At 70.5% G+C, this 24,875-nt stretch carries 23 protein-coding genes and 1 pseudogene; 17 read left to right on the top strand and 7 right to left on the bottom strand.

Annotation, left to right across the window (positions count from 1 at the left end; all coding sequences use genetic code 11):
- The first annotated feature begins 72 nt into the window (after positions 1-72).
- The 4 genes from ACLJQM_RS11265 (at position 73) to ACLJQM_RS11250 (ending at position 3,145) form a co-directional block, all read left to right on the top strand.
- On the top strand, positions 73-654 hold the full coding sequence (locus ACLJQM_RS11265; RefSeq protein WP_410631110.1) for a hypothetical protein: 582 nt from the start codon (positions 73-75) through the stop codon (positions 652-654).
- 617 nt (positions 655-1,271) lie between these two features.
- Entirely contained in the window at positions 1,272-2,012 is a 741-nt protein-coding gene (locus ACLJQM_RS11260; protein ID WP_410631108.1) for an ANTAR domain-containing protein, read from the top strand.
- 156 nt (positions 2,013-2,168) lie between these two features.
- Positions 2,169-2,498: an STAS domain-containing protein gene (locus tag ACLJQM_RS11255; RefSeq protein ID WP_410631107.1), complete on the top strand. Its 330-nt coding sequence runs from the start codon at positions 2,169-2,171 to the stop codon at positions 2,496-2,498.
- A gap of 296 nt (positions 2,499-2,794) precedes the next feature.
- Positions 2,795-3,145, top strand: coding sequence for an STAS domain-containing protein (locus ACLJQM_RS11250; RefSeq protein ID WP_410631106.1), 351 nt, complete (start codon positions 2,795-2,797; stop codon positions 3,143-3,145).
- Here ACLJQM_RS11250 and ACLJQM_RS11245 read toward each other — a convergent pair.
- A complete protein-coding gene (locus ACLJQM_RS11245; protein WP_410631105.1) occupies positions 3,108-5,882 on the bottom strand; it encodes a SpoIIE family protein phosphatase in 2,775 nt (924 codons plus the stop codon). The two genes, ACLJQM_RS11250 and ACLJQM_RS11245, sit on opposite strands and share 38 nt — an antisense overlap.
- Positions 5,883-6,889: 1,007 nt before the next feature.
- Between ACLJQM_RS11245 and ACLJQM_RS11240 the strand changes: the two genes are divergently transcribed.
- Both ACLJQM_RS11240 and ACLJQM_RS11235 read left to right on the top strand, forming a co-directional pair.
- Complete coding sequence (locus ACLJQM_RS11240; RefSeq protein WP_410631104.1) at positions 6,890-7,264, top strand: hypothetical protein; 375 nt, start codon at positions 6,890-6,892, stop codon at positions 7,262-7,264.
- A gap of 367 nt (positions 7,265-7,631) precedes the next feature.
- A complete protein-coding gene (locus ACLJQM_RS11235; RefSeq protein WP_410631103.1) occupies positions 7,632-10,940 on the top strand; it encodes a protease pro-enzyme activation domain-containing protein in 3,309 nt (1,102 codons plus the stop codon).
- Between the two features lie 52 nt (positions 10,941-10,992).
- Here the strand turns inward: ACLJQM_RS11235 and ACLJQM_RS11230 are convergent, their stop codons facing one another.
- From ACLJQM_RS11230 to ACLJQM_RS11215, 4 genes are all read right to left on the bottom strand, one after another.
- Complete coding sequence (locus ACLJQM_RS11230) at positions 10,993-11,874, bottom strand: XRE family transcriptional regulator (RefSeq protein WP_410631102.1); 882 nt, start codon at positions 11,872-11,874, stop codon at positions 10,993-10,995.
- A gap of 219 nt (positions 11,875-12,093) precedes the next feature.
- The gene (locus ACLJQM_RS11225; protein ID WP_410631101.1) at positions 12,094-12,267 is read right to left on the bottom strand and encodes a hypothetical protein; all 174 of its coding nucleotides are present in this window, start codon (positions 12,265-12,267) and stop codon (positions 12,094-12,096) included.
- 233 nt (positions 12,268-12,500) lie between these two features.
- A complete protein-coding gene (locus ACLJQM_RS11220) occupies positions 12,501-12,797 on the bottom strand; it encodes a hypothetical protein (RefSeq protein ID WP_410631100.1) in 297 nt (98 codons plus the stop codon).
- Between the two features lie 54 nt (positions 12,798-12,851).
- Positions 12,852-13,586 (bottom strand): hypothetical protein, encoded by a 735-nt coding sequence (locus tag ACLJQM_RS11215; protein ID WP_410631099.1) that lies wholly within the window; start codon positions 13,584-13,586, stop codon positions 12,852-12,854.
- 232 nt (positions 13,587-13,818) lie between these two features.
- Here ACLJQM_RS11215 and ACLJQM_RS11210 point away from each other — a divergent pair, with 232 nt between their 5' ends.
- The 8 genes from ACLJQM_RS11210 to ACLJQM_RS11175 all read left to right on the top strand — a co-directional run bounded on the left by ACLJQM_RS11210 (position 13,819) and on the right by ACLJQM_RS11175 (position 21,320).
- Positions 13,819-14,526 carry a helix-turn-helix domain-containing protein gene (locus ACLJQM_RS11210; RefSeq protein ID WP_410631098.1) on the top strand — a complete coding sequence of 236 codons (708 nt, stop codon included), beginning with the start codon at positions 13,819-13,821 and terminating at the stop codon, positions 14,524-14,526.
- Positions 14,527-14,619: 93 nt separating this feature from the next.
- Positions 14,620-15,474, top strand: a complete 855-nt coding sequence (locus ACLJQM_RS11205) for an NAD(P)-dependent oxidoreductase (RefSeq protein WP_410631097.1) — start codon at positions 14,620-14,622, stop codon at positions 15,472-15,474.
- Positions 15,471-15,869: a nuclear transport factor 2 family protein gene (locus ACLJQM_RS11200; RefSeq protein WP_410631096.1), complete on the top strand. Its 399-nt coding sequence runs from the start codon at positions 15,471-15,473 to the stop codon at positions 15,867-15,869. Before ACLJQM_RS11205 ends, ACLJQM_RS11200 begins: the two co-directional genes overlap by 4 nt.
- Positions 15,866-16,927, top strand: coding sequence for a maleylacetate reductase (locus ACLJQM_RS11195; protein WP_410631095.1), 1,062 nt, complete (start codon positions 15,866-15,868; stop codon positions 16,925-16,927). Before ACLJQM_RS11200 ends, ACLJQM_RS11195 begins: the two co-directional genes overlap by 4 nt.
- On the top strand, positions 16,924-17,796 hold the full coding sequence (locus ACLJQM_RS11190; protein WP_410631094.1) for an intradiol ring-cleavage dioxygenase: 873 nt from the start codon (positions 16,924-16,926) through the stop codon (positions 17,794-17,796). The genes ACLJQM_RS11195 and ACLJQM_RS11190 overlap by 4 nt, the downstream gene beginning before the upstream one ends.
- An 83-nt stretch (positions 17,797-17,879) precedes the next feature.
- On the top strand, positions 17,880-19,094 hold the full coding sequence (locus ACLJQM_RS11185) for an MFS transporter (RefSeq protein ID WP_410631093.1): 1,215 nt from the start codon (positions 17,880-17,882) through the stop codon (positions 19,092-19,094).
- Positions 19,091-20,158, top strand: coding sequence for a zinc-dependent alcohol dehydrogenase (locus ACLJQM_RS11180; RefSeq protein ID WP_410631092.1), 1,068 nt, complete (start codon positions 19,091-19,093; stop codon positions 20,156-20,158). The genes ACLJQM_RS11185 and ACLJQM_RS11180 overlap by 4 nt, the downstream gene beginning before the upstream one ends.
- Positions 20,159-20,192: 34 nt before the next feature.
- Entirely contained in the window at positions 20,193-21,320 is a 1,128-nt protein-coding gene (locus tag ACLJQM_RS11175; protein ID WP_410631091.1) for an alpha/beta hydrolase family protein, read from the top strand.
- A 201-nt stretch (positions 21,321-21,521) separates the two neighbouring features.
- On the opposite strand, the pseudogene ACLJQM_RS11170 reads toward ACLJQM_RS11175, so the two are convergent.
- Both ACLJQM_RS11170 and ACLJQM_RS11165 read right to left on the bottom strand, forming a co-directional pair.
- Positions 21,522-21,764, bottom strand: a pseudogene (locus tag ACLJQM_RS11170) (hypothetical protein); the annotation flags it as partial.
- A gap of 42 nt (positions 21,765-21,806) precedes the next feature.
- On the bottom strand, positions 21,807-21,941 hold the full coding sequence (locus tag ACLJQM_RS11165) for a hypothetical protein (protein ID WP_410631090.1): 135 nt from the start codon (positions 21,939-21,941) through the stop codon (positions 21,807-21,809).
- Positions 21,942-22,396: 455 nt separating this feature from the next.
- Here ACLJQM_RS11165 and ACLJQM_RS11160 point away from each other — a divergent pair, with 455 nt between their 5' ends.
- The 3 genes from ACLJQM_RS11160 (at position 22,397) to ACLJQM_RS11150 (ending at position 24,847) form a co-directional block, all read left to right on the top strand.
- Positions 22,397-23,272, top strand: a complete 876-nt coding sequence (locus ACLJQM_RS11160) for a C1 family peptidase (RefSeq protein WP_410631089.1) — start codon at positions 22,397-22,399, stop codon at positions 23,270-23,272.
- Between the two features lie 432 nt (positions 23,273-23,704).
- Entirely contained in the window at positions 23,705-24,109 is a 405-nt protein-coding gene (locus tag ACLJQM_RS11155; RefSeq protein WP_410631088.1) for an ATP-binding protein, read from the top strand.
- A 270-nt stretch (positions 24,110-24,379) separates the two neighbouring features.
- On the top strand, positions 24,380-24,847 hold the full coding sequence (locus tag ACLJQM_RS11150) for an SRPBCC family protein (protein ID WP_410631087.1): 468 nt from the start codon (positions 24,380-24,382) through the stop codon (positions 24,845-24,847).
- Positions 24,848-24,875: the final 28 nt, after the last annotated feature.

Genomic DNA, 24,875 nt, shown 5'->3' with positions numbered 1-24,875 from the left:
GAGCAGGACCGTCAGCCGTGCCACCGATTCCGCGTGCCCGCCGCTCAGCTGGATTTCGAAAGGTTGACGTCTATGTTGGATCCGCAAAGGTCACCGTCCGAGGACGACCCGCCGCTCGTCCTCAAGGGCGAACCCCTGCTTCTGCCCGCCGGGACGGTGGCCGCCGCCGACGCCGATAGCTGGTACTACCTCCGCGCGCACTACCTGAGCGAGTCCGGACAGGACCTCGTCGGACACCTCTGCCCGTTGGGCCCCAACGCGACCCAATCCTTCTGGGACTACATCGTCATGCGTCCTGACGTCGCCGGCGCCTGCCAGTTCAAGCTGGAGGACACCGATGACCGTGGCTGGTCGAAGTGGTTGATCAAGGCGGACGGCAACCACCTGTGCCTCAAGGCGACCGGCTGGTACTACCGGGCCTCGGCGTACACGGCGAGGTTCGCCATCATCGACGGCGAGCTGCACAACGACTACTGGCGGGGACCGGCGGGCGCGGTCTACCGCAGCTTCCTCGTGTCCTCCGGCTACTACGTCGGCCAAGACCTGGGTGATCGCGCGACGTTGACGAACTGCGCACTGGTCCCGGTGGGCGCCGAAGCGGATGCCCCTGCGCCACCCGGTGCTGCGGAGCCGCGCGCAGTCAGCCCTTCCTGAGGTCACCGCCTCATCCAGTGCTGTGTCCTCGGGGTTCGCCGAGGTGATCGCCCCCGTCACGTGACCACGCTGTCGACTCGACGAATGTGCCCCGGGACGGTTGAGTGCCTCGATCGCGTGGGTAGGTCACCAGTACTCGGGACGGGGTCTCGGGGACAGGCGGCGGCCTGCCGGGATGACCACGCCGCACCGTCGGGGCGGTGCCGGGCAGTACAGGTCATCGCAGCAGGCCGCCGCTCCCCAACCCGGCAGCTGCGCTCGAGACCACACCGTCATCGGCGGCGGTCCGGGAAGCGAACGTCGAACCCGCCGGCCTCGGCAGCTACGTCGTGTTCGGCTGCCACAACGGAGAACCGGGCACCGACAACGACCTCGGCTGCGCCGGCTGGCTGGCGCAGTTCGGCGCCGACCACACTCGCCACCATGCCAGAGCCGGGACAGCGCGAGAGGAGATCGGGACCGAATACCACCGGGTTGCGCTACCGAGCGGCCCTCACGCGCCGCGCAGTGGTCGACACCCGGTGAACGGTGGCCCGCCTGACCAGCCGTCTCGCCACCCGGCTGCCCGCCGCGCCCGGTACTGTTCGTGTCCAGACCTCGGGTGGAAGAGAACGCAAATGGGCGAGAAGCTGCTGGATGAACTCGATGCCGCGCAGCGGGTCGACGACGTCGCCAGCTCCCTCGAACACCTCACCAGCACCCTTGGTGAGGATGAGGACCTGGCCGTCGTTCTGCAGCGGGTGTGCCAGCAGGCCGTCCACGCCATCCCGGACGCCGGCATGGCCAGCGTCACGCTCTTGCGCGACGACACCCCCTACACCGCGACCGCCACCACCGACGCCGCCCGCGGCATCGACCAGGCCCAGTACGACGCTGGTGCGGGCCCGTGCCTGGAAGCCGCCCGCAGCGCGCACGTCCAGCGGGTCACGATGAGCGAGGCCACCCGACGGTGGCCCGCGTTCGCTGCCGCCGTCGTAGCGAGCACCACGAGCAGCTACCTGTCGGCGCCGCTGTTCATCGACCGGCGGTACCAGGGGTCGCTGAACCTCTACGGCACCGGAGACGAGGGCTTCGGCACCCTCGACGCGGCCTTGCTGCAGCTCTACACCACCGCCGCCGAAGCCGCCCTGCGCAGCACGCACCGCTACCACGCGGCCCAGGGGACAATCGTCCAGTTGAAGACCGCCCTGGACACCCGCGCGGTGATCGACCAGGCCAAAGGCATCATCATGGCCCTGCACCGGATCACGGCCGACCAAGCGTTCGACCTGCTGGTCGCCCAGTCGCAACAGCAGAACGTGAAGCTGCGCGACGTCGCCGACCAGTTCGTCACCGACGTCACCCGCAAGCAGAGCTGACTCCCCCGGCCCGCCGTTTTTTCGGGGGCGGGGCAATCCGTGCAGTAACGCGCGCCGAATCCCCAGCGAGGGACAGTCAGCGACAGCGGATGAGCCTGGAGCTGCCCGCACGGCGGGAACGGCTGCGACCAGGTCCGCGCGAGAGGGACAGGGCCGATGAGCACCACCACCGAGCCACACGACAGACCGGCCGGACTCCGGCCCGCCCCCGACACCCTCAGGGTCACGGCGCCCAGCGTCCTCGACGCCGGCACCGCCGAGCAGCTCAGCGCGCCCGTCTCGGCTGCCTCGCCCGGCGCTGCCGTCGTGGTCGACTTGACGGCCGTCACCGAGCTGAGCCTCGAAGCCGCGGCTGCCCTGATGACCTTGACCCGCCGCTGCCACAGCGAAGGCCGCGCCATGCAGGTCATCGCCTCGGCGGCGGCGCGCCGGAAGCTTGCTCTGCTCGGCCTGGACGTCGTCCTCCCGCTTCGCCCACCCACATGACCGCCCTGTGGACAGCCGAAGGCGCACGCCTGTGGCATCCGGGCTGGACAGGCCCTGGATGCGGATCGCCGACGACTTCCGCGGAACGCAGCCAGTCGGACAATGCCGGAGCTGGACCGATCGACGCGCCCTGCCGTAAGCCAGGCCGCGTACCGTCGCGGCGGCTCGCACGGCCACCAAGCCTCACTGGGTGATCGAGAAGCCGCCCCCTACCAGTTAACCTCTGGGAACGACCGCTTCCTTGCCCGCCCCAGACGTGCCGCCGCGCCCAAAGTCGACCAGGAACTCTCGCCTCCGTGACTGATCTGAATACCGCTGAGCCGGACTGGTCGGTGACCATTGACCGCGCCACGACATCCGATGGCATCGATCAGGTGCAGGTTGTGGTCATCGGTGCCATCGATCCGAGCACCACGCCGAAGTTGCGCGCGGCCTGGACAGCGGCGTTGCAGCCGCCAGCGCCCCACTGTGTGCGGTTCGACCTGACCCGCGTGATGTTCTGCGGTTCTCATGGGATGCGAAGCCTCGTGGAAGCAGCCGACGCCTGCGAAGCCGGTGGCGTCACCATGCGCGTGCTCGCCTCGCCGCCGGTTCGGCGGGTCGCCGAAATCACTCATTTGAGCGAAGTTCTGCACCTTGAGCCGTGAGCGGCCGGATCGGCTGTGCAGGGTCGCTCACGGCTACGGCCAGCGCGGTGTTTCCCGTTGTGGCCAGGCCGGCGACCTCAAGGATGCGCAACGGCGCGGAGCGGGCACGGACGAGGACGGTCAGCGACCCTTCGCGGCGTCTTGTCAGCGCGGCCGAGTCCAGCAGCAGGGCGATGCCGCAGCTGCTGAGGTAGGTCACCTCGGCGAGGTCGAGGACGATGTCGTCAGCGGTTGCGGTGCCGAGGTGGTGCAGGACGGCGGGCCGGAGCTCGTCGATCGTGGTGAGGTCGAGGTCGCCGGAGATGTGCAGGACCAGGCGTTCGGGCGTGGCGTCGTCGACGAGCAGGCCTGCTGGTGCCGGTTCGGGGATCGTGACCGGTGCGGGTGCCGGCGCGGTGGCGGGTGCGGCAGCGGCGAGCGTGAAGCGGACGGTCGTTCCGTGGTCGTCGTGGTCGAGGCTGAACCGTTCGGACAGCGCTGTCATGATGGCGATGCCGCGGCCGCGGTGGCTGTTGTCGGCGGGTTCGGGACGCCACGTGCCGTTGTCGTGCACGACGACGTCGAGCCGGCCGGCCGGGGTGCGGGTCACGGTGTAGGTGGCTTCGCCGCGGGAGCCGGGGAAGGCGTGTTCGACGGAGTTGGCCACGGCTTCGCCGACGGCCAGGTTCAGGTCCTCGCACAGTTCGCGTGACAGCCCGGCGAGGCCGGACCACCGGGCGAGGTCGTTGCGGACCGTGCGCAGCAGCCCGGTGTCCGCGGCCGTGCGCCGGTGCAGCGGTGGCGGCATGAGCCGGACCGCGAGGACAGCGACGTCGTCGTCCTGACCGATGTCGAGGAGGGCGTCGGTGATTGCGGCGACCTGGTGGTCCGGCGGTGCGCCGTGGAGCCGCCCGGCGGCCTCGCATAGCCGCTGCAGCCCCTCGTCGATCAGCTCCCCGCGACGCTCGACGAGCCCGTCGGTGTAGAGGAGCACCGAGCTGCCGGGTGAGAGCGTGGTGGTGTGCTGCTCGTGGCGGGCCGGATCCGGGGCACCCAGGACGCTGCCGGCCCCGGTCAGCAGCCGCGGCTGCCCGGCCTCGACCACCACGGGCGGCAAGTGCCCCGCGCTGGCCCAGTCCAGCTCGCCGGTCTCGCAGTCCAGAGTGAGGCACGCGCAGGTGGTGCCGGGCGCGCCGTCGGTGCGGGCGGCGAAGGCGTCGAGCCGCGCGAGGGCCGCGGCCGGGCCGTGCCCGTCGAGCAGGCTGCCGGCCAGCGCGGTCCGCAGTTGCCCCATGACCGCGGCGGCCTGAGGGCCCTTGCCGACGACGTCGCCGACCGAGAGCGCCACCCGGGAGCCGCCGAGCGGGATGACCTCGTACCAGTCTCCGCCGGTCTGGGCGTGGACCGTGGCCGGCTGGTACCGGGCGGCCGCCGCCAGACCGGGCAGCGCGGGCAGCTCACGGGGCAGGAGGCTGCGCTGCAGGGTTTCGGCGATCTCGTGCTCCCGCTGCAGCAGCAGCTCGCGTTCGGCCTCGCGGCGGCGGCGTTCGGTGACGTCACGGCCGATGGCCTGCACCCCTGAAGGGGTCGCCTGGATGCTCAGCTCAAAAGCCATCTCGGTGCCGTCGGCGCGGCGGATCTGATGGACTTCGCTGACCTCCAGGACGCTGCCGGGATCGGCGACCACCTGCCGCCAGCGGTGGTCACCGCCGTCGTCGAGCAGCGTGGTGATCGGGGCGCCGAGCAGCTGATCGCGGGTGTAGCCGAGCAGCTGGCAGGCCGCGGGATTGATCTCGACGAACCGCAGGTCGCGGTCGAGCACCCAGATCGCGTCGGTCGCGCGTTCCACCAGCAGCCGGTGGCGCTGCTCGCTGTCGCGCAGGGCCCGCAGGGCGTGGGTGCGCTGGATGGACTCCCAGCACCGCCTGACGACGAGCTCGACCAGCTCGACTTCGGCGCTGCTCCAGTGCCGGACAGTGGCCTGGTGGACAGCCATGGCGGCGGCGAACAGACCGCCGCGCAGCAGTGGCACGCAGATCACGGCACGGATCCCGGTGACGCGGTAGGCGTCGAGGTCGGCGGGTGCGAGCCGGTCGTCGTGGAAGCTGTCGTCGACGACCCACGACTCGCCGGCGCGCATCGCCGTGACACAACCCTCGCCGAATGCGGACATGGCGAAGCGGCCGGGCAGTGGCGGGAGGCCGGTGGCGTGGTCGCCGCTCATCAGGAAGTGGTCCTGGTCCTCTTCCGCCTCGGCGTAGGCACAACGATCCGCCTGGAGGTACTCACCGAGGCTGCGGGCGGCGTAAACCATGATCATCTCGGCGTCGTCGAGCTGCTGCAAGCCTCGCTCGAACTCGGCGAGGAACCGCTGCCGTTCGGTCTCCGAATGCCGTTCGGAAACGTCCAGGAAGATTCCGTGCACGGCGCCGTCCGAGGAAACCCGGGCTATTTCCTGCACCCACACCAGCCGGCCGTCCGCAGCGAGGGCGCGGTAGGAGAGTTCGTAATCACCACCGCGCGCCCACCGCTCCGCCCTCGCCCGGTCGTAGTGATCACGGTCGTCGGGGTGGACCACCGACAGGACGAAGTTCGGCTCGGCAAGCCATGCGGCCGGTGGGTGGCCGAGCAAGGACAGGCACCCGGCGGAGATGAACGAGTACGCGCCGCTGCGGCTGTCGGCTGCCCACGCCACGACCGGCACCCGATCGAGGAGCGTGTCGCTCGCCCACGCCGCCACAACGTCTTCAGCACCCATGAGATCGGCTTCTCCAGCGCGCGGACACGTTCACGACCTGAGCAGGTCGTGAACGCCGACAGTACAGCGCGCCGGTGCTGCTCGCCGTGGATGCCGCGGCCCGGCGAGTGGAAGAAGACGTCGACGGGCACTTCCCCGGCCCGAGGCTCCCCCCAGGCAGCCAGCCAGCCGTCACCGAGGTGGCCGGAAAGAAGCCCACCACAGTTGTTTGCCAGCGTCGATGTGGCCGAGGGGAAGTTCGGATGACGGGTATTTCGAGGCGCCCGGCCACTTCGCGCCGTCCGGCCGGCAGGGCCACGTCGGCGGTCACCACGTGCCGACGCCCATGCCGGCCGAGTGGATCATGAACTCGCGGATGGGCATCACGTCTTGCTCCGATCGGGTCGGCACAGTCCACTTCCGTCGTCTCGTGTGTCCTGCAGCTCATGGTCGCCGATCCCGGCGTTGGACTGAAGTCACGGAGTGCGACCGGTTCCCGGTGCAGCGGGCGCCGCGGAGCTTCGGTCCTGCGCCCCCGCGCACCACAACGAAGTGCCGAACAGACGGCAGTGCCGCCGAGCCTCGTGCGTGGCGGCACGAAAGAATGAGCCAGCCACCACGCACGTCGGCCGGCCGGCAGATCAGCGCTGGTCGAGAAGAGCGTCGACCTGGTCGCCGCTGACGTCCACGAGGTTCTTGGTGGGGCGAGTGCCCGGGTCGCGTGGTCGAAGTTGTTCGCTGCCTGGATGCCACCCCCGGTGAACACGCATCGCAGCACAGCTAGTGCAGTTCGAGTAGGTCATCATCGTCCTGTCCGGCACACCTCGTGGGTTTCCCGGCGCAGGCGACGAGGTCGCTTCGTCCTGTACGGAGAACCGGATCATGTTCTCGGGTACCACCACTGCGGGTCGCCGACCCACTGGCGACGACATGACCTGGCCGCAACTTCCCGACGTCTGCGCCCGCAGCTCCGTCTCGTCACCGACCTTGCGGGCCGCGGTGGTGAAGATCCCGCGCGTCGTGACTACGTGGTCGCCGGCGGGCGACTGCGCAGGCGTGCGGCCTCGTCCTGCACCACAGCCGGCTCGCCGACCCTGATCTACGCCGTACCCCGCCACGAGCGCGTCGATCTGGTCGGCCGCGACCTCGACAACGACGACGAGTACGACGTCTCCGGTCTTGCACCCGCCGCGAACGTCTCTGCATGCCCCGCCGGGGCCCACGACTCGATCTGGTGGGCCGGGGCCGCCAGCGCCGGCATTCTCGACCGCGGCGGAACTGGGCGTGCCGACGGTCGGACCGGCAGGCAGACGGCCGCGGCGAGCCCGCCGCCGGAAGGGAAGCCGCCCACGACCACGCTGCCGGCCGCCGTGTCGCCGGTCGCCACCCGGGCGGCGACGTAGCGGCACCACCGGTCGTCCATCGCGGGTACCGCATCAGCCGGGCGCCGCCGGGGATCGCCGCGGGCGGCCGGCGGACGTGGCCCCGGACGATTTCGGGGCCGGGCAGGTCGCTGCCGGCGAACCGCAGCTCCTCCCCGTAGCGGACGGGCGCCCGAGTTCCCTGACCCCCGCCCCGCGGGTGTGGACCGTTGGCGCACAAAGCGCCTCTGAACTGCGGAAACCGCTCGCCGAGCGCGGGTGTCGGTGAAAAACTCTGAACGTTCACTTCCCGCGTACCAAGTGGCCGTGACGCGATTAGCGTCTTCCGGCACCGGCGATCGCGCGCTTTCGAGCCGGTCGATCCCAGTCCCCGCGAAGTGGAGGAACGGTGTCAAAAACCCTGTCCGCTTTCCGAGCCGTCGCGCTTGCGGCGTGTCTCGTCACGGCCGCCACCTCGGTGGCGGCCGGCACCACCGGCGGTGCGCCACCACCGACGCTGGTCCCGCTCGCTTCCCGGGGTGCCTCGGTACCGGCCGGCGCGCACCGCGATGGCACGCTGTCGGACGTTCCGCCCTTGCACGTCGCGGTGGCGCTGCGGCCCCACGACCAGGCCGGTCTCGACCGGTTCGTGGCCGCGGTGAACGACCCGAGGTCTCCCGCCTACCGGCACTTCCTGACCTCGGCCGAGTACAACGAGCTGTTCGCGCCACGTCAGTCCGATGTGGACAAGGTGGCGAACTTCCTGCGCGACCGGGGACTCCACGTCGACGCGGTGTCCGGTAACCGCCAGGTCGTCGACGCCTCCGCACCGGCGGACGTCGTGGCGAAAGCGTTCGACTCCCCGCTGAGCAGCTACACCGGCGCCGACGGGAAGCACTTCTACGCCAACGACAGCGCACCGAAGGTGCCTGCCGACGTCGCCACCTTTGTGCGGGGTGTCGCCGGCCTCACCAACCGCGAGGTCGCGCACCGCGCGTCCGCGCCGGGCGGTCCCGGCGGACCGGCCGGCGGCTACACACCGGCCCAGTTCCGCACCGCCTACAACATGAAGAACCTCTCCGCGTCCTACACCGGAGCCGGGCAGACCGTCGGGCTCATCGAGTTCGACGCGTTCAAGCAGTCCGACATCAACGCCTGGACCAGCAACTTCGGCCAGCCCTCGGTGACCCCGCGGGTGGTTCCGGTCGACGGCGGCGTGTCCAGCCCCGGCAGCAACCAGCTCGAGGTGACCCTCGACATCGAGGCCGTCGCGGCGACCGCACCCGGTGCCGCGCAGGTGGTCTACGAGGCACCCAACAACGACAGCGCGTGGGTCGACGAGATGGCGAAGATCGCCTCCGACAACGCGATCACCGTGCTGTCGGGCTCCTGGCTGCTCGGTGAGAAGTGCGAGGCCGACCCCATCCCCGCGTCGCACGACTCCTACACCCAGCTCGCCGCCCAGGGCGTGACGATGCTGTCGGCGTCCGGCGACTGGGGCGCCACGGGCTGCGGCTACAACGGCGACAACTCGACCGTCCAGGCCGATTACCCGCCGTCGGACCCGCTTTTCACCGGCGTCGGCGGTACCCAGCTGCGCACCGCCGACAACGCGGGCACCTACACCTCTGAGTCCTGCTGGAACCAGGGCGGCACCGGCAACACCCGCTCCGGCGGCGGCTACTCGGCGATCTACGACCGGCCGGACTGGCAGACCGGGAGCAACGCCCACCGCTCGGTGCCCGACGTCGCGCTGGACGCCGATTACGGGGCCGGCGCGTTGTCGGTCTACATGAACGGCGGCTGGCAGGACGTCGGGGGCACCAGCCTGTCCTCGCCCCTGTGGGCCGGCTACATCGCCATGGTCAACCAGAAGGCCAAGGCGGGCGGCAAGGCCAACCTCGGCGGCATCAACCCGACGCTGTACTCGATCGCCAAGGGCAGCGCCTACTCGTCGAACTTCCACGACGTCACCACCGGCAACAACGGCACCTACTCGGCGGGCACCGGCTACGACCTGTGCACCGGCTGGGGTTCCATGCAGGGCGACACCCTGGCCGACTCGCTGATCGGCGGCACCACCCCACCCGCCGCGAACGACTTCTCGGTGGCGGCGAACCCGGCATCGGTCAGCGTCGACCCGGGCAAGTCCGCGACCTCGACGATCGCCACCACGGTCACCAAGGGCAGCGCCCAAACCGTGGCGCTGTCGGCCGGCGGCCTGCCCGCAGGCGTGACCGCGACGTTCGACCCGGCCTCGGTGACCGCGGGCCAGTCCGCCACGCTCACCCTGACCGCGTCGTCGTCGGCATCGCCGGGGTCGGCGACCGTCACGGTGACCGGCAAGGGCTCCGACACCACCCACACCGCGACGGTGTCGCTGACGGTCAACGGCTCCGGGAAGGGCGACTTTTCCCTCAGCGTCACCCCGAACTCCGGGTCGGTGGCGGCCGGGCAGTCCACCACGACCACCGTCTCCACTGCCGCGGCGAGCACCGGACGAGGCGCGAGCCCGAGCGTGATCGGCGGGCAGCCGACCACGGTCGCCAAGTACCCGTTCATCATTTCGCAGCACCGCACCGGCGGCGTCCGCCCGCAGGAGCAGTCCTGTACCGGCAGCGTGGTCGCCAAGCGGGCCGTGCTGATCGCGGCGCACTGCAAGTTCGCCCAAGGGGACCCGAAGTACCTGATCTACGGGCGTGACGACCTGGCCGACACCGGTCAGGGCGCCCGGATCGAGATCGCGGAGTACCGGATTCACCCGGACTACACCCCGCAGAGCGGCGAGGGCTTCCGCAACGGCAACGACGTGGCGATCATCTTCACCAAGACCGACATCCCGGTGCCCGCCGGCATGACCTACCCGGCGATCGCGTCGTCCTCGGACACGCTGCCGCTGGGCACCCAGGGCACCGCGGTCGGGTACGGCAAGACCGACGCCAACGACGCCAACAAGAACACCAAGCTGCGCGAGGTGGTGCTGCCCACCGTCGACGGGCAGAACTGCAAGACCATCGACTCGTCGATCTTCAACCCGGACTACATGTTCTGCGACGGGTACGGCAACGGCAGCAAGGGCCTGTGCCAGGGCGACTCGGGCGGGCCGTACTACTACAACGGCAAGATCTACGGGGTGTTCTCCTGGCTGCGCACCGACTGCGCGTCCTACAACGCGCACGGCAAGCTCTGGGGCACGATGGGCGACTGGGCCAACGCGCAGATCGGCGGCACCCCGCCGCCGGGCGGCGGTGACATCGCGCTGTCGGCCACCGGGCTGCCCGCCGGTGCGACGGCGACGTTCGACCCGGCTTCGGTCAACGCGGGCGGTTCGTCGAAGCTGACCATCGCCACCAGCGCGGCGACCCCCGCGGGTTCCTACCAAGTGACGGTGACGGGCAAGAACGCGACGGCCGGTCACGACGCCACGTACACGCTCACCGTGACCAAGGGCAACAGCGGGCCGGTGACCGTGCAGGACCCCGGGTTCCAGTTCACCCAGCACGGGCAGCGGGTCACCCTACCGCTGTCGGCGAGCGGCGGCACCGGTAGCTACCGCTGGTCGGCGACCGGGCTCCCGCCCGGCCTGTCGATCAACGCCACCACCGGGGTGATCAGCGGGACGGCGGGCAACGTCAACCAGGTGTTCCAGGTGTCGGTGACCGCGACCGACACCGCGGGGATCAGCGGACGTGACCAGTTCTCCTGGTACGTCTACTGATCCTTGGGGAGGGAAAGGGGACTGACCGGTGGCTCTCGATCGGGGCCACCGGTCAGTCCCATTCCCAGCTCAGCCCGGCGATTCCGGGCTGGACGTCTTCGAGCACCAGGTGCGCGGTGTTGGACGGGCCGATCCACAGCGGCCGGCCCTGCCGGGGCGCTGTGGCGGGGGTGCGCTGCCGGTAGGGCACGCAGTGCGCGGGTGCGTTCCCGGCGAACCCGACCTGGAGCACCAGTTCCCGGGCCGGGCGGGTGAACCGGCGGTGATAGTAGGTGAGTTCGGGGCCGGGCGGGAACCGCCAGGCGAAGTCGACGACCGCCCGTTCTCCCCCCACCAGCCGCTGGTCCAGCACGAGTTCGCACACCGTGGCCCCGGTTTCCCGATCGCGGCGCATCCGGCCGGGGCGGCAGGACCGCGGCTCGACGAGTTCCGGCAGGTCCGACTCCTCGACCCACTGGTAGACGAGGAAGCGATCCACGTGGTCGCGCTGCGCTTCGACCACCATCCGGATGCGGACCTCCGCGAGCCGCCGGTCGGCGTCCACCAGGACGTGCTCGTGCACGGTGAGGTAGCGCAGGCGGTCGTCGGCCGGCGCGGCCAGCGCGACCAGCAGCGGGTCGTGCCCGGGCCACATCCGCTTGCGGTCCACCGATCCCGGTTCCGCGGCCCGGCCGCGCGGCCGGGGCGGGCCGAGCAGGGACACCAGGGTGGACTCGGGGAGCCCGAACAGGTCTTCCAGCGCTCGCACCGCCCGCAGCGACTCGTCGCGTTCCGGCCGGTTGCGACCGGTGCGCCAGTAGCTCAGCGCCGCCCGGCTGACCCGCGCGCCGCGGACCGCGAGGTGGTCCTGCAGGCGTTTGAGGCTCAGCCCGTTGACGTTCAGGCAGTGGTCGAGGACCTGCGCGAAGGTGCCGTGGCGCAGCAACCTGCGCAACTCCCGATCGTCGGGGAGCGCGGCGGTAAGGCGATCTGCGGGCACGGGCCTCCTCCGGACGGCGTCGTACCACTATCGCCGCCGGTGGGAGCGCAGGCAAGCACCGTCCGACGGGTCCACAGTGGAGGTCTCGGCAGCGAAACATAGCCCAGAGTCATTGCACGGCGGAACGTTGCCTCCGGTGGATCATGGCCTCCCGGCACATTGGGCGCCCGGAGATCAAATCCGGTTCAGCAGTGCATCGGCGATCGTCCGGACAGCTGCGCGGGTGTGCACTTCGGGAGCGCAGCGTTCGGCGGCCAGCAACGTGCTGTGCGCCGGTCCGGGCTGGCCGAGCTGCAGCTGTACAGCGACGAGATAGCGGCCTTCACGCTCGGTGTCGGGGAACTTCACATCCTGGCGGTGCGCGCGTGCCGCAGGGCAACGCCGGGTTTGCCGAGCGGCTGTTCCACGACACGCGATGGCTCAACAAGTTCGCGCGAGCTCGTAAGACGTCATCGCCGTCAAGACGGTCCGCGGTCGCTGCCGCATCTGCCGGCAGGTCACGTGCCCGGGGCCCGTCCCCGGCGCGGGCCGCAGCCCGGCCCCGGTGCACAGCAGGTGACGCGGGTCGCGGCCATCGAGCCTCAGCGGTCAGCAGCCTTCAGGACGAGGTCGCGAGCACGGTCGTGGTCGCCGGCACGGCGGCACACTCCCGACAGCGTTCGTTCCGCTTCGGCGAGCACAAGTGGCTGCGCGGCTTCGCCTGCGGCTCGCACCGCCCGGTCAGCGCTGATCCATTCCAGGCCACTGGGACGCAGCTTCACCAGCGCCCGGGTGACCAGCGTGTACGCCTGCGCCCGTGCCCCGGCGTCCTGGGCTGCCTCGGCGGCTTGCACCAGCACCGGCAGTGCCTCGGCGAGGGTCAGGAAGTGCGACTTCACGGCGACCGCTCGTGTTCGATAGTCGTTCGACCTCGGTCCAAACGGCTTCCGCCCTCACTGCGCGAAGGCGAAAGTGATCCAGTTGGAGAACTCGCAGGCGAGGTGCATGCGGTGCTGCGAGATCATGCTCGGCATGGCGAGCTGCGGGAACTCGACACAGAGGCGGGCGTGGAACCCGTCGCCGTCGTCGCGGAACTCGTGCCGGACCGCGCCGATCGCCAGGCCGGTACCGGCGCGGGCGACGCCGGCGGTCTCGAGCGGGAACGCCGGGTCCCGCCGGGTGACGATCTCGGCGGTATCGGAGTAGTCGATCAGGAAACGGGTCGCGAGAGGGCTGCCTCCGGTGGTCTCGATGACTTCCTGGCGCCCGTCTGGGGCGGTGTCGATCAGGAAGTGGTCGGGGTTGGCGGCGATCATGCTGCGGGCGTAGTCCTCGCGGTCGGTACCGGTGAACCACGCGACGAACTCCGCGGCCGTGCCGGCTCCGGTGACGTAAAGGTCGCAGGTGCTGGTGGTGCGGCGCCCGCGGGACAACCGGGTGGAGGTGCGCGCGACGGCGTCGGCGAGACGGATGTCGCGGGCCAGCCGACGGCGGACTTCGTCCGGGCCGAGCCCCAGCTTGGCGTCGGCGAACGACCGCCTCGCGCAGGCGAGTTCGCCGGCCGGGGCCGGCAGGCCGATCTTCCGGGCGGCCTTCCGCAGCCGCGCTGTCTCCCACCCCTGAATGTCGTCCTGGCTGACGGGGCGGCCGGCCAGGACTGCCCTGATCGTCGGCTCGTGTGTCGGCATCCATGCCTCCAGATGTGCAAAAGCTGTCGTAGACGCTCTTGTTTAACTCCACTGAACAGTGGCGTCAAGCAGAGTGCGGCGAGATCACCCTGCCGTGAGGAAGGCAGCCGCCGCCCGGCGGGCGAATAGCTCGATGTCAGCAGATACGGGCCGGTCCCCCAGCGGGGCCGCCCGAATCTTGATGGCGCCCGGTATTGTTCAGTGGCAGCGAACCCAGGCGTGGAGGACCGCAATGGAAGACAAGATCGGGCCCGGGCTGCGCCAGGCGCGCCTGGCGCAGAAGCTGAGCCTGCGCAGCGTGGCGACCGCGGCCGGCATCTCGGCGAGCTTGCTTTCCCAGGTCGAGACCGGCCGGTCCCAGCCGTCGGTGAGTACGCTGTACGCGCTGGTCAGCCACCTCGGTATCTCCCTCGACAACCTCCTCGGCACCGGCGCTCGCACCGGCGAGGCGGCGCCGGTCGAAGCCGAGCAGCCGGTCGCGCGGGCGGCGTCCGACGTCGTGCAGCGCGCCGCCGACAATCCCGTCCTCGAAATGGCCACCGGTGTCCGCTGGGAACGGCTCGCCGGCCGGGACGACGTGGATACGCTGCTGGTCACCTACGAGCCCGGAGCCGCCAGCTCGGCCGACCGGACGCTGATGCGTCACAGCGGAACCGAGTACGCCTACCTGCTCTCCGGCGAGCTGACCCTGTTGCTCGACTTCGACCGGCACGTGATCACCACGGGCGACTCGCTGTGCTTCGACTCCACCCGCCCGCACCTGTACCTCAACCACGGCACCCAGCCCGCGCGCGGCGTGTGGTTCGTGGCCGGCCGCCACGAGCTCGAGCACACCCGCGAGTGGGTGAAGACCCAGCTCGGTGAGCTCTCCGCCGATGGCTCGTCGCACCCGTCGAACGTGGTCGAGGCACTCGATCTGCTGTCCTCCCGACGCGACTGACCTCTCTCCACGTGTCCGTCCTCACTTGACGTAGGACGCCAAGTGTTCAATATTAGTGAACACTTGAGTCAACGTCGATGACGAGGAGCTGGCGTGCTGATCGGATTTGCCGGCCTCGGCCGGATGGGCCGGCCGATGGCCACCCACCTCGCGCGGGCCGGGCACACGGTGCTCGCCCACGACCCGGGGCTCGATCGCGTCCCGGACGGCCTCACCGCGGTTGCGGCGGCGGAGCTCGCCGTCGCGGACCTGAGCATCAGCATGCTGCCGGACGGCGCGTCGACCCGGGAACTGGTCGTGCGGGGGCTGGCCGACGCCGACCGCGACCACCTCCACGTGGTGATGGGCACCGTCGGACCGGCCGTGGTGCGGGACCTGGCCACCACCGGGCCGGTGGCCATCGTCGACGCGCCGGTGTCCGGGAGCGTGTCGATGGCCGAGGCCGCCGCGCTCACCGCCATGGTCGGCGGCACGGACGAGCAGTTCGCCCGGATCCGCCCGGTCCTCGCCGCGATGACGTCGGCGCAGTTCCACACCGGCCCGGCCGGATCGGGCTCGGCGGCGAAGCTGGCGGTCAACGCCGTGCTCGCCACCCTCAGCCAAGGAATCGCCGAAGGGTTGCTGATCGCCGAAGCGGGCGGGCTGGACCTCCCTGTGTTCTACGAGGTGCTGCGCGCCAGCGCGGCCGGCGCGCCCTACGTCGGCTACAAGGAGGAGGCGTTCCTCGCCCCGGACTCAGCCGGGGTCGCCGCGCCGATCTCGCTCATCCGCAAGGACCTCGGCCTGGCCCTGGACCTGGCCGGCGACCGCTTCGCTTTGCCAGGCGCCGAAGCCGCCTACGCCGTGCTGAACGACGCGACCGCCGCCGGGCTCGGGGACGAGGACATGGCCCAGGTGCTCGCGGCCCTGCGGCTGCGCACCACCACCAAGCAGGAAGCGCTTTCATGACCACCAGCACCGTCGCCGAGATCGAGTCGGCCATCCGCGCCTTGGAAGATGCCCGCTACGCCGCGGTGATCGCCGGCGACATCGACGCCTTCACCGCGCACGCCCATCCCGACCTCGCCTACACCCACTCCAACGGCGTCACCGACACACTGGAGTCCTATCAGGACAAACTCCGGTCCGGTTTCTACCTCTACCACCACATCGACCACCCGGTGGACCGCATCCTCGTGGCCGGCGACACCGTCGTCGTGGTGGGCGAGATGCACGCCGACATCACCGCCGGCGGCACACGGAAAACCCTGGCGAACCGCGCGATGGCCGTGTGGGTGCGCCAAGACGACCGGTGGCTGCTGCTGGCCTACCAGCCCACCGTCCTGCCGGAGCCGCCCCGATGACCGCCTTCACGTACGACGCCCTGCCCGGCCGTGTCGTGTTCAGCCCCGGCGCGGCCCGCACCCGCCTGCACGCCGAGGTCGACGCGCTCGGCGCCACCCGGATCCTGCTCGTGGCGTCGGACGCCGAGAGCGCACTGGCCCACGAGCTCACCGCACCGTTCGCCGGCCGGATCGCCGCGACGTTCACGGCCGTGCGCCCCCACGTCCCGATCGAGACCGCCGAACTCGCCCGCGACGCGGCCACGGACGCCGACCTGCTGCTGTCGGTGGGTGGCGGATCGACCACCGGCACCGCCAAAGCGGTCGCGCTGACCAGTGGGCTGCCGATCCTCGCCGTGCCCACCACGTACGCCGGATCCGAAGTCACCCCGGTGTGGGGGCTCACCGAGCGCGGACGCAAGACCACCGGCACCGACCCGCGGGTGCTGCCGCGCACGGTCGTCTACGACCCCGACCTGACCGCGACGCTGCCGGCCGAGCTGTCGGCCGCCAGCGGCCTCAACGCCCTGGCCCACTGCGTCGACGCCTTCTGGGCCCCTCGCCGCAACCCCATCTCGGGTGCCGTCGCCGAGGGCGGCATCCGCCACCTCCTCGCCGGCCTGTCCCGGGGCGCCGCCGACGCGGAGGCCCGGACCGAGCTGCTGCTCGGCGCCTATCTCGCCGGATCCGCGTTCGCCGGCACCGGATCCGGCCTGCACCACAAGATCTGCCACGTCCTGGGCGGCGCGTTCGACCTCCCGCACGCCTGGACCCACGCGATCGTGCTCCCGTACGTCCTGGCGTTCAACGCGCCGCACGCTCCCGAAGCGGCGAGCCGCATCGCCGCCGCGCTCGGCCACGCCGACCCGGTCGAGGCCCTGCGCGACCTCGGCGCGAAGCTCGGCGTCCCCGCCGGGCTGCGGCAGCTCGGGCTGCGCGAGGCCGACCTCGACACCGTCCACGGCGACATCCTCGCGCTCGCCCCCGCCGACAATCCGCGCCCGGTCACTGCCGAGGGCGTCCGGACGCTGCTGCACGCGGCCTGGGCCGGGACCGACCCCGCCGGGGAGGCCCCGTGACTCCCGCCGAGCGCGAACAGGCCGTGACCGACGAGGTACTGGCCAGCTTCGACACCACCGCCGACCCGCGGCTGCGTGAAGTCATGCAGAGCCTCGTGCGGCACCTGCACGCCTTCGCCCGCGACGTCCGGCTCAGCGAGCGGGAGTGGGAAGCGGCGATCGCGTTCCTGACCCGCGCCGGGCACATCACCGACGATCGCCGTCAGGAGTTCATCCTGCTCTCCGACGTCCTCGGGCTGTCCATGCTGACCGTCGCCATCAACGAACCGGCGGTGCCCGGGGCGACCGAGGCGACGGTGTTCGGGCCCTTCTTCATCGACGACGCCCCCGAGGTGGAGCTCGGCGGCGACATCGCCCGCGGCGCGGCCGGCCCGCCCTGCTACGTCTCGGGCCAGGTCCGCGACACCGGCGGGCACCCGATCGCCGGGGCGCGCATCGATGTGTGGGAAGCCGACGAGGACGGCTTCTACGACGTCCAGTACAGCGACGACCGCTCGGCCGGCCGCGGCCGGCTCCGCGCCGGGGCCGACGGCGGATACCGGTTCTGGTCGGTGCTGCCGGCGCCGTACCCGATCCCGCACGACGGGCCGGTCGGCGACCTGCTCACCGCCGCCGGCCGCGGCCCGATGCGGCCCGCCCACCTGCACTTCATGGTCACCGCGCCGGGCCACCGCACCCTGATCACTCACATCTTCGTGGCCGGTGACCCCTACCTCGGCCGCGACGCGGTGTTCGGCGTCAAGGACGGCCTCGTCGTCGACGTCGAGCACCACCCCGCCGGGGTGGCCCCCGACGGCTCCGACAGGCCGGAGGCCTGGACGAGCATCGCGTTCGACCTCGTCCTCGTCGCCGAACCCACCCACTCCTGACCTTGGTCCTCACCGGCGAGCCGGCCCGCCGCCGGCCCGCCGGTTCTGCCTGCGTTCCGCAGCTCAACGTGGAGGTGCACCGAATGAGAACTACTCGCTGGATCGTGCTGGGCGGGTGTTTCCTCGCCTACCTGTTCGACGCACTGGAGATCGTCCTGCTGTCCCTGGCGCTGCCGGTGATCCGGCACGACCTCGGGCTGTCGGTGACCCAAGCCGGTCTGCTTGCGACCTCGACCCTGCTGGGCATCGGGGTCAGCAGCGTCACCGGCGGCTACCTCGCCGACAACTTCGGCCGCAAGAAGGCCCTGATCGGCTCGCTGGTCGTCTTCGGCGGGTTCACCGCGGCGCTGGCCGTGGTCCCGAACTTCGCGGTCTTCCTCATCCTCCGGTTCCTGGCCGGCATCGGACTCGGCGCTGTCTGGAGCGTCGTGTCGGCCTACGTCGTGGAAACCTGGCCGCCCCGCAGCCGCGGCCGTGCCGCCGCGTTCGTGATCAGCGCCTTCCCCGCAGGCGGAGCGATCGCGGCCACCATCTCCGGGCAATTCCTCCCCGACTGGCGCCAGATGTTCCTCATTGCCGGCGCCGCCGTCGTCGTGCCGGTGCTCGTCGTCGCGGTCTTCTTCCGCGAATCAGCCACCTGGGCGGCGGAGAAGGACCAGCACCTCGAGGACACCGTCACCGTGCGGGCCGTCCTCAGCGGCTCACGGCGCCGCACCACCCTGCTGGGCACGCTGATGTCCGCGCTGGCCCTGACCGGCTACTGGGGAGCCACCACCTGGTTGCCGACCTACCTGACCACCGAACGCGACCTGCCCACCGGTTCCGTCGCCCTGTTCGTGACGATCCTCAACCTCGGCATGTTCGCCGGCTACAACGGCTTCGGGACCCTCGCCGACCGGATCGGCCGCCGCCGCACGATCATCCTCACCCTGCTCGGCGTCACGCTCACCCTGCCCAGCTACGCCTTCACCACCCACCAGACCACGCTGCTGTTGCTCGGCCCGCTCTTCGGCGCCTTCACCGCATTCTTCGGCTTGTTCGGCTCCTACCTCGGCGAACTGTTCCCCACCCGCGCCCGCGCCACCGGCGCCGGGTTCTGCTTCAACGTCGGCCGCGGCGTGTCGGCGTTCGCCCCGTTCCTGCTGGCCGGGCTCGCGGGCTCGGTCGGGTTCAGCGGCGGCCTCATCGTGTGCGCCGGCTTCTTCGGCCTGGCCGCGCTCACCACCCTGCTGCTGCCCCGCACCGGCAGCCCCGACCACGCCGCCGACGTCCGCCAGAGCGACGGGGTCACCGCATGAGCAGCACCATGAAGGCCGCCGTCTACCACGGAACCCGGGACATCCGCATCGAGCAGGTCCCCATCCCGCACCCCCGCGACGGGGAGGTGGTGATCGCGGTCCGGCGCAGCGGCATCTGCGGCACCGACGCAACCGAGTGGACGGCCGGTCCGGTCATGGTCCCGGTGCACCACCGGCACCCGGCCAGCGGCCACCTCGGGCCGATGATCCCCGGCCACGAGTTCGTCGGCGAAGTCGTCGACGGCTCAGCCGAACTCCCCGCCGGAACCCTCGTCGCCGCGGGCGCCGGAGTCTGGTGTGGACGGTGCGACCGCTGCGCCGAAGGCCGCACCAACATCTGCCGCAACTACTACACCCTGGGCTTGAACGCCCCAGGCGGGCTGGCCGAGTACGTCGCCGCACCGGCGAGGATGCTGCGGACGGTTCCAGCTGGTCTGCCCCTCGACGCGGCCGCAATGGCGCAGCCGCTGGCCGTCGGGCTTCACGCCGCCCGCCGCGCGGGGGCCCGCCACGGGGACTCCGTGGTGATCATCGGCGCCGGCGCGATCGGCACCTTCACCCTCGCCGGCCTTTCCCACCTGATCCACGTCGACATCACCGTCGTCGACCTGCCCGGCCCGAAGCTCGACCGCGCCGCGAAACTCGGCGCGGCCCGCACCCTCTCCGCCCACGATGATGTCGTCGCCGCGGTGCTGGAGCTCACCGGCGGCCGCGGCGCCGACGTGGTGATCGAAGCCAGTGGCGCCCCCGGGCAGTTCGAGACGGCGCTGCGGATGGTCACCACCGGCGGCCGCGTGCTGGCCGTCGGGCTGCCCAAGGACAAGCCCGCGGTGGACATGTTCTCCCTCGCCCTGCGCGAAGTCACGATCGACTCGACGGTGGCGCACGTCTGCGACGACGACCTCGGCGTCGCACTGGACATCCTGGCCGAAGGCATCCTCGGCCCCCTGCTGCTCGACTCGGTGATCAGCCTCGACGACCTCGTCACCCGGGGGCTCGAGCCGCTGGCCGCCAGCCGGGTCGACGGCAAGATCCTGGTAGCCCCGACACACCGAAACTGGTAGCTGACGATGTTCGAATACTTTTTCCGGCAACTACGTGTGGAACCTGTCGCTCAACCTCGCACTGAGCCAGGGAGCCGCCATCGGCGAGATCGACGAAGCGTGCCGGCCACTGCGACCGGACTCGACGACCGAGGAGTTCTTCACCTCGTGGTGCATGCTGGCCCGACGCCTGGTCGACCTCGCCGACGCCGACGAAGCACAAGGACATCACCTGTCCGCCGCCGAGCGGCACCGGCGCGCGTCCATCTACTTCCTCACCGCCGAGAGGATGCAGAAGCACGGCTACGCACCCCGCGCCGACGCCTACCGAGCCGGTCTGGACAGCTTCCGCACCGCGATCACCCTGGGCCGCGAGAACTGCGAATTCGTCGAGATCCCCTACGGCGGTAACTCCTTGCCCGGGCTGCTCGTCCGCGCCTACGGCGACGAACCCCAGCCACCGATCGTGGTCCACCTGAACGGACTCGATTCGACCAAAGAAATGATCTACGGCACCGGAATTGCCCGCGAGTACGCCCGCCGTGGCATCTCGACCTTGATCGTGGACCAGCCCGGCTCGGGCGAATCCTTGCGGTTGCGCGGCATGCCCGGCGTCGTCGAGAGCGAACGGTACGGCACCGCGTGCCTCGACTACCTGCTCTCCCGCGGCGACTGTGACCCCGATCGGATCGGCATCGCGGGCTGGTCGCTGGGCGGCTACTTCGCACCACGCGTCGCCGCCTACGAGCCGCGGTTCGCCTTCTGCGTCGCCTGGGGCGCCATCTACGACTGGGGTGCCCTGCAGCGCCGACGTCAGCAGCAGCTCGCCGAAGCACCGGCCGAGAAGTCCGTGCCGCACTTCTGGGAGCACGTACTCTGGACCTTCGGCCAGACCTCGCTGGAGGGCCTGGCGCACTTCACCGCGAGGATGAACCTCGTCGAGGACAGCCGGCGGATCCGTATGCCGTTTCTCGTGCTGCACGGCAGCAACGACCGCCAAGTCCCGGTCGAAATGGCCCGACGCCAGTACGACGCGGCGGTCAACAGCGTCCGACGCCAACTGAAGATCATGACCGAGCACGACGGCGGCGTGGAGCACGTCGCCGCCGACAACATCACCCCGACGACCGCCTACATCGCCGACTGGGTTGCCGACGTCACCGCAACGAGATCGGAGCGCTAGCCGCCCGCGGAGCGACCATGTACCGGGTGCAGACCGGCTGGCTGCTGTCGGTCCGGGCCCGCAGTGCTCGCCGTCGCCGTCGCCGACGTCGCGCGGTCGCTCGGGCAGGAGCGGGATCGTCGCGGCCGACCTCGACCAGGGTCGTACCCACGCACTCGGACGCCGTTGCGCGGATCTTCTGGGCGCGATCGGTACGGGGCCTTACGAGCCGGTGTCGGGTTGGTCGTCGCCGAGGACGCGTTTGCGGCGGACCACGGCGACACAGGCGAGGCAAGAGTGGGACCACCAGTCGTCGGCGAGTTCCCAGACTCCGGCTTCCGGCTCGTCCCAGCGCCGCGTGATCAAGTCGACGCAGACGTCGGCGGCGCGTTCGGTGTCCGCGGTGAGGTGGTCGTGGCGGGCCGCCGTCGCGAACAGCTGCAGGAGCTCGCCGAGGCTGTCGAGCTGGAACCGCTTGCCCCGCGCGTATTTGCGCTCGGTGCGTCGTCAGCCGACCTTCGCGGCGATCTTTTGGACCTCCTCGAACTGGGACTCGTCCGTGAGTGCGTGGTAGCTGTCGGCTGGGTCGCGGTCCAGCAACGCGGAAGCATGCGTCGCGCATTCGGTGCGCAGGCGGGCCAATCTACCTTTTCATCGGCCTCATGCCGATCGCGGTGTCGGTGCTCGCCGCGATCGGATCCGCGATCGCGAGCGGCACCGCGGCGACGCCGGCCCTGCCGGCGCGCTGGAACCACGTCATGTCGTACTCCGCTTCTCCCGATCGCCGCCGACTGCTGCGGCCGCGAGGACGGGGCAACTCCGCGGCCCGGCGCGCAGGGAGACCCGCGTGAACCCAGGCGCCGCGAGCAGGGTAACCGGAAGCCGCGGCAGCTCCGGCGACGCACCGCGCGTGTCCGGAACGCACCTTTCCCGACCCCCGTAGGTTAATTTCCGCCACCATCCATACGTTCGTCGGTGCCCGGCGATTCGATCACCGCTTAACCTTCTCCCGTTCCCGTCGGAAATCACATTAATTCACGACGGACCCGGCTCCTTTTCCGCTTTTTCGAATTCTTGTCGAGAGTGGGTCAAACACGATGAAATTCACGAAGACCGCCGGTGTGGTGGCGACCTTGGCGCTGGCCGGACTGGCCACCGGGACCGCGGCCGTGCAGGCGGCGGAACTGCCCGCCGGCGCAGCGCAGCACCACCCGGCGCACGGCCTCGGGCTCGATCTGCGCGCATCCCGGGCACACCACGCCGCCGCGCACGTCGCCGAGCCATCGGCGCTGGCCGCCGCTCCGACCAGCTACGACCTCTCGCAGTACGCGTTGTCCCCGGGCGACCAGGGCCAGGTCGGTTCGTGCGTCACGTGGGCCACCGGGTACACCGGCTACGGCATCCTGATGCACGAGCAGGGCATCCAGGGCGCGCCGATGGCGCCGATGTTCATCTACGCGCAGATCGCCAAGGGCAACGACCAGGGCACCTACGCCGGCGTCGCGCTGCCCATGGAACAGAAGCAGGGCATCGACACCAGGTCCGACTACACCCAGGGCGATTTCGACTACACGACCCAGCCGAACTCGCGGGAGCGGGCGAACGCCGCCCACTACAAACTCGGCTCCTTCACCGAACTGCCGACCAGCGGGACTTCGGCTCGCACGGCGATCAAGAACGCCATCTCGCAAGGCCACCCGGTGCCGATCGGTTTCGAAGTCCACCAGAGCTTCATGGACCTCGATTCCTCGACCGCGGCGGACTACAGCTACCTCCCCGGTGACGACCGCAGCGACCCGGTCGTCGGCGGCCACGAAGTCACCATCGTCGGCTACACCGCCCAGGGCGTCAAAATCGAAAACTCGTGGGGCACGAGCTGGGGTGCCCGGGGTTTCGTCACCGTACCTTGGGAATTCTTCGACACCGGCGACGTGACCGAAGCGCACTCGATGAACACGATCGCGCAGAGCTGACCCACCGGCAGCCGGCTGAGGCTTCACGAAAGGACAGCGGAAGCCTCAGCCGGCGCGAGGCCGCCCGCGTCGAACGTGGGCGCACCGGCTGGTGACTCAGTCGCCGTGGCCGTTGTGGAACGCGTTGATCTGGTGCGTCTTGCCCGGTGCGACACCGTGACCTGTCCGGCTTCGACGACCACAGCTTCGCCGGCAGATACCGGCACGCGCCGACCAGCGCGACCACCTCACACGCGCCGGCTGCCCACCAAGTTCCAGCGGACCACTCGAAACCACGTGACATCGCACACCGGTTCGTCACCGGCGTGTCCGCGCCGAACGCTTTCCGGTGACTCGCCGGCCAGCCGATGTTCGTCCGGGGCTCCCGCGGGTAACTCCAGGCACGATGCCCCAGCGAGGTAGTCGCGAGGCGCGAGGGAAGGTGAGCGGCCGATGGCCATCGAGCAGACGCTGCACCGCACCGACGACCTGCGAGTCGTCGCACTGGAGGTGGCGGACGACCTCAGCGAGCTGGCCGCAGTGCGCGCCTGGGCGCACCGGCTCTTGGGCGACCTGCCCGACACCCTTCGCCGAGACGTGGTGACAGTGGTCGACGAGCTCACCTCCAACGCCCTGCGCCACGGCGAACCACCTCGCCAGGTGCGCTTGCTGCGGCGGAGGAACTGGCTGTGCGTCGAAGTCGATGATGCCTGCCTGGATCCTGCCTGCTCCCAACCGTCCATGGGCGCCGCGCCCCACGGTCTCGGCCTGGTCGCGGGGTTGAGCGTCGCGTGGGGACAGTGGCAGCGTTCGACAGGCAAAACCGTTTGGGCCGAAATCACCCTCGACGCGACGTAGAGTCGTTCGGCCACGAGCATGTCCGAGCGGGAGGAGTGGCCGCCGCCTGCGAAGACGTGTCGGGAAGTCCGGCGCCCGATCGAATCCGCCGTGCCGGGCCCTCTTCTTCCGGCGGACCGCTCAAGACGGAGGTCATTCGGTGACCCGGCGACCTCTTTGCGGCGCGATCCCGCCGAGCCTGCGAGCGATAAAACACCACGGACCGCTGTTGCCACGACGGACCTGCCCGCTCAGCTCGTGCACTGACGGCGGGTGGGACAGAATGACGTCATGACGACCACCGACAAGCAGATCACGGTCAAGCGCACTGTCAACGCCTCAGCGCACGACATCTTCGACGTGCTCACCCGCCCCGACCGGCACGCCGCGCTCGACGGATCGGGCTTCGTGCGCTCCGCCGATCACCCGCAGCGGATCACCGCGACCGGGCAGACCTTCACCATGAACATGACCGGAGAGCACATGGGTGGCGACTACCAGACCGACAACCATGTCACCGCCTACCACACGAACAAGCTGGTGGCGTGGCAGACCTCCCCCACCGGTACCCAGCCCCCCGGCTGGGAATGGCTGTGGGAGCTCGCCCCGGAGGGCCCCGATTCCACCGTCGTCACGCTCACCTACGACTGGAGCAAGGTCACCGACAAGGACGTCCTGCGGCAGGTGTCGTTCCCGATGGTGACCGAAGACCAGCTCGAAGAATCGCTCGCCAACCTGGCCGCAGCCGTTTCCTCCTGACCTCGCACGGCTGCTGCCCGCGTCCCTC

The organism is Amycolatopsis sp. cmx-4-83, assembly GCF_046548815.1.
Classification (GTDB): Bacteria; Actinomycetota; Actinomycetes; order Mycobacteriales; family Pseudonocardiaceae; genus Amycolatopsis; species Amycolatopsis pretoriensis_A.
The sequence above is the reverse complement of the archived record's forward strand: the minus strand, read 5'-3'. Positions and strand labels throughout refer to the sequence as shown.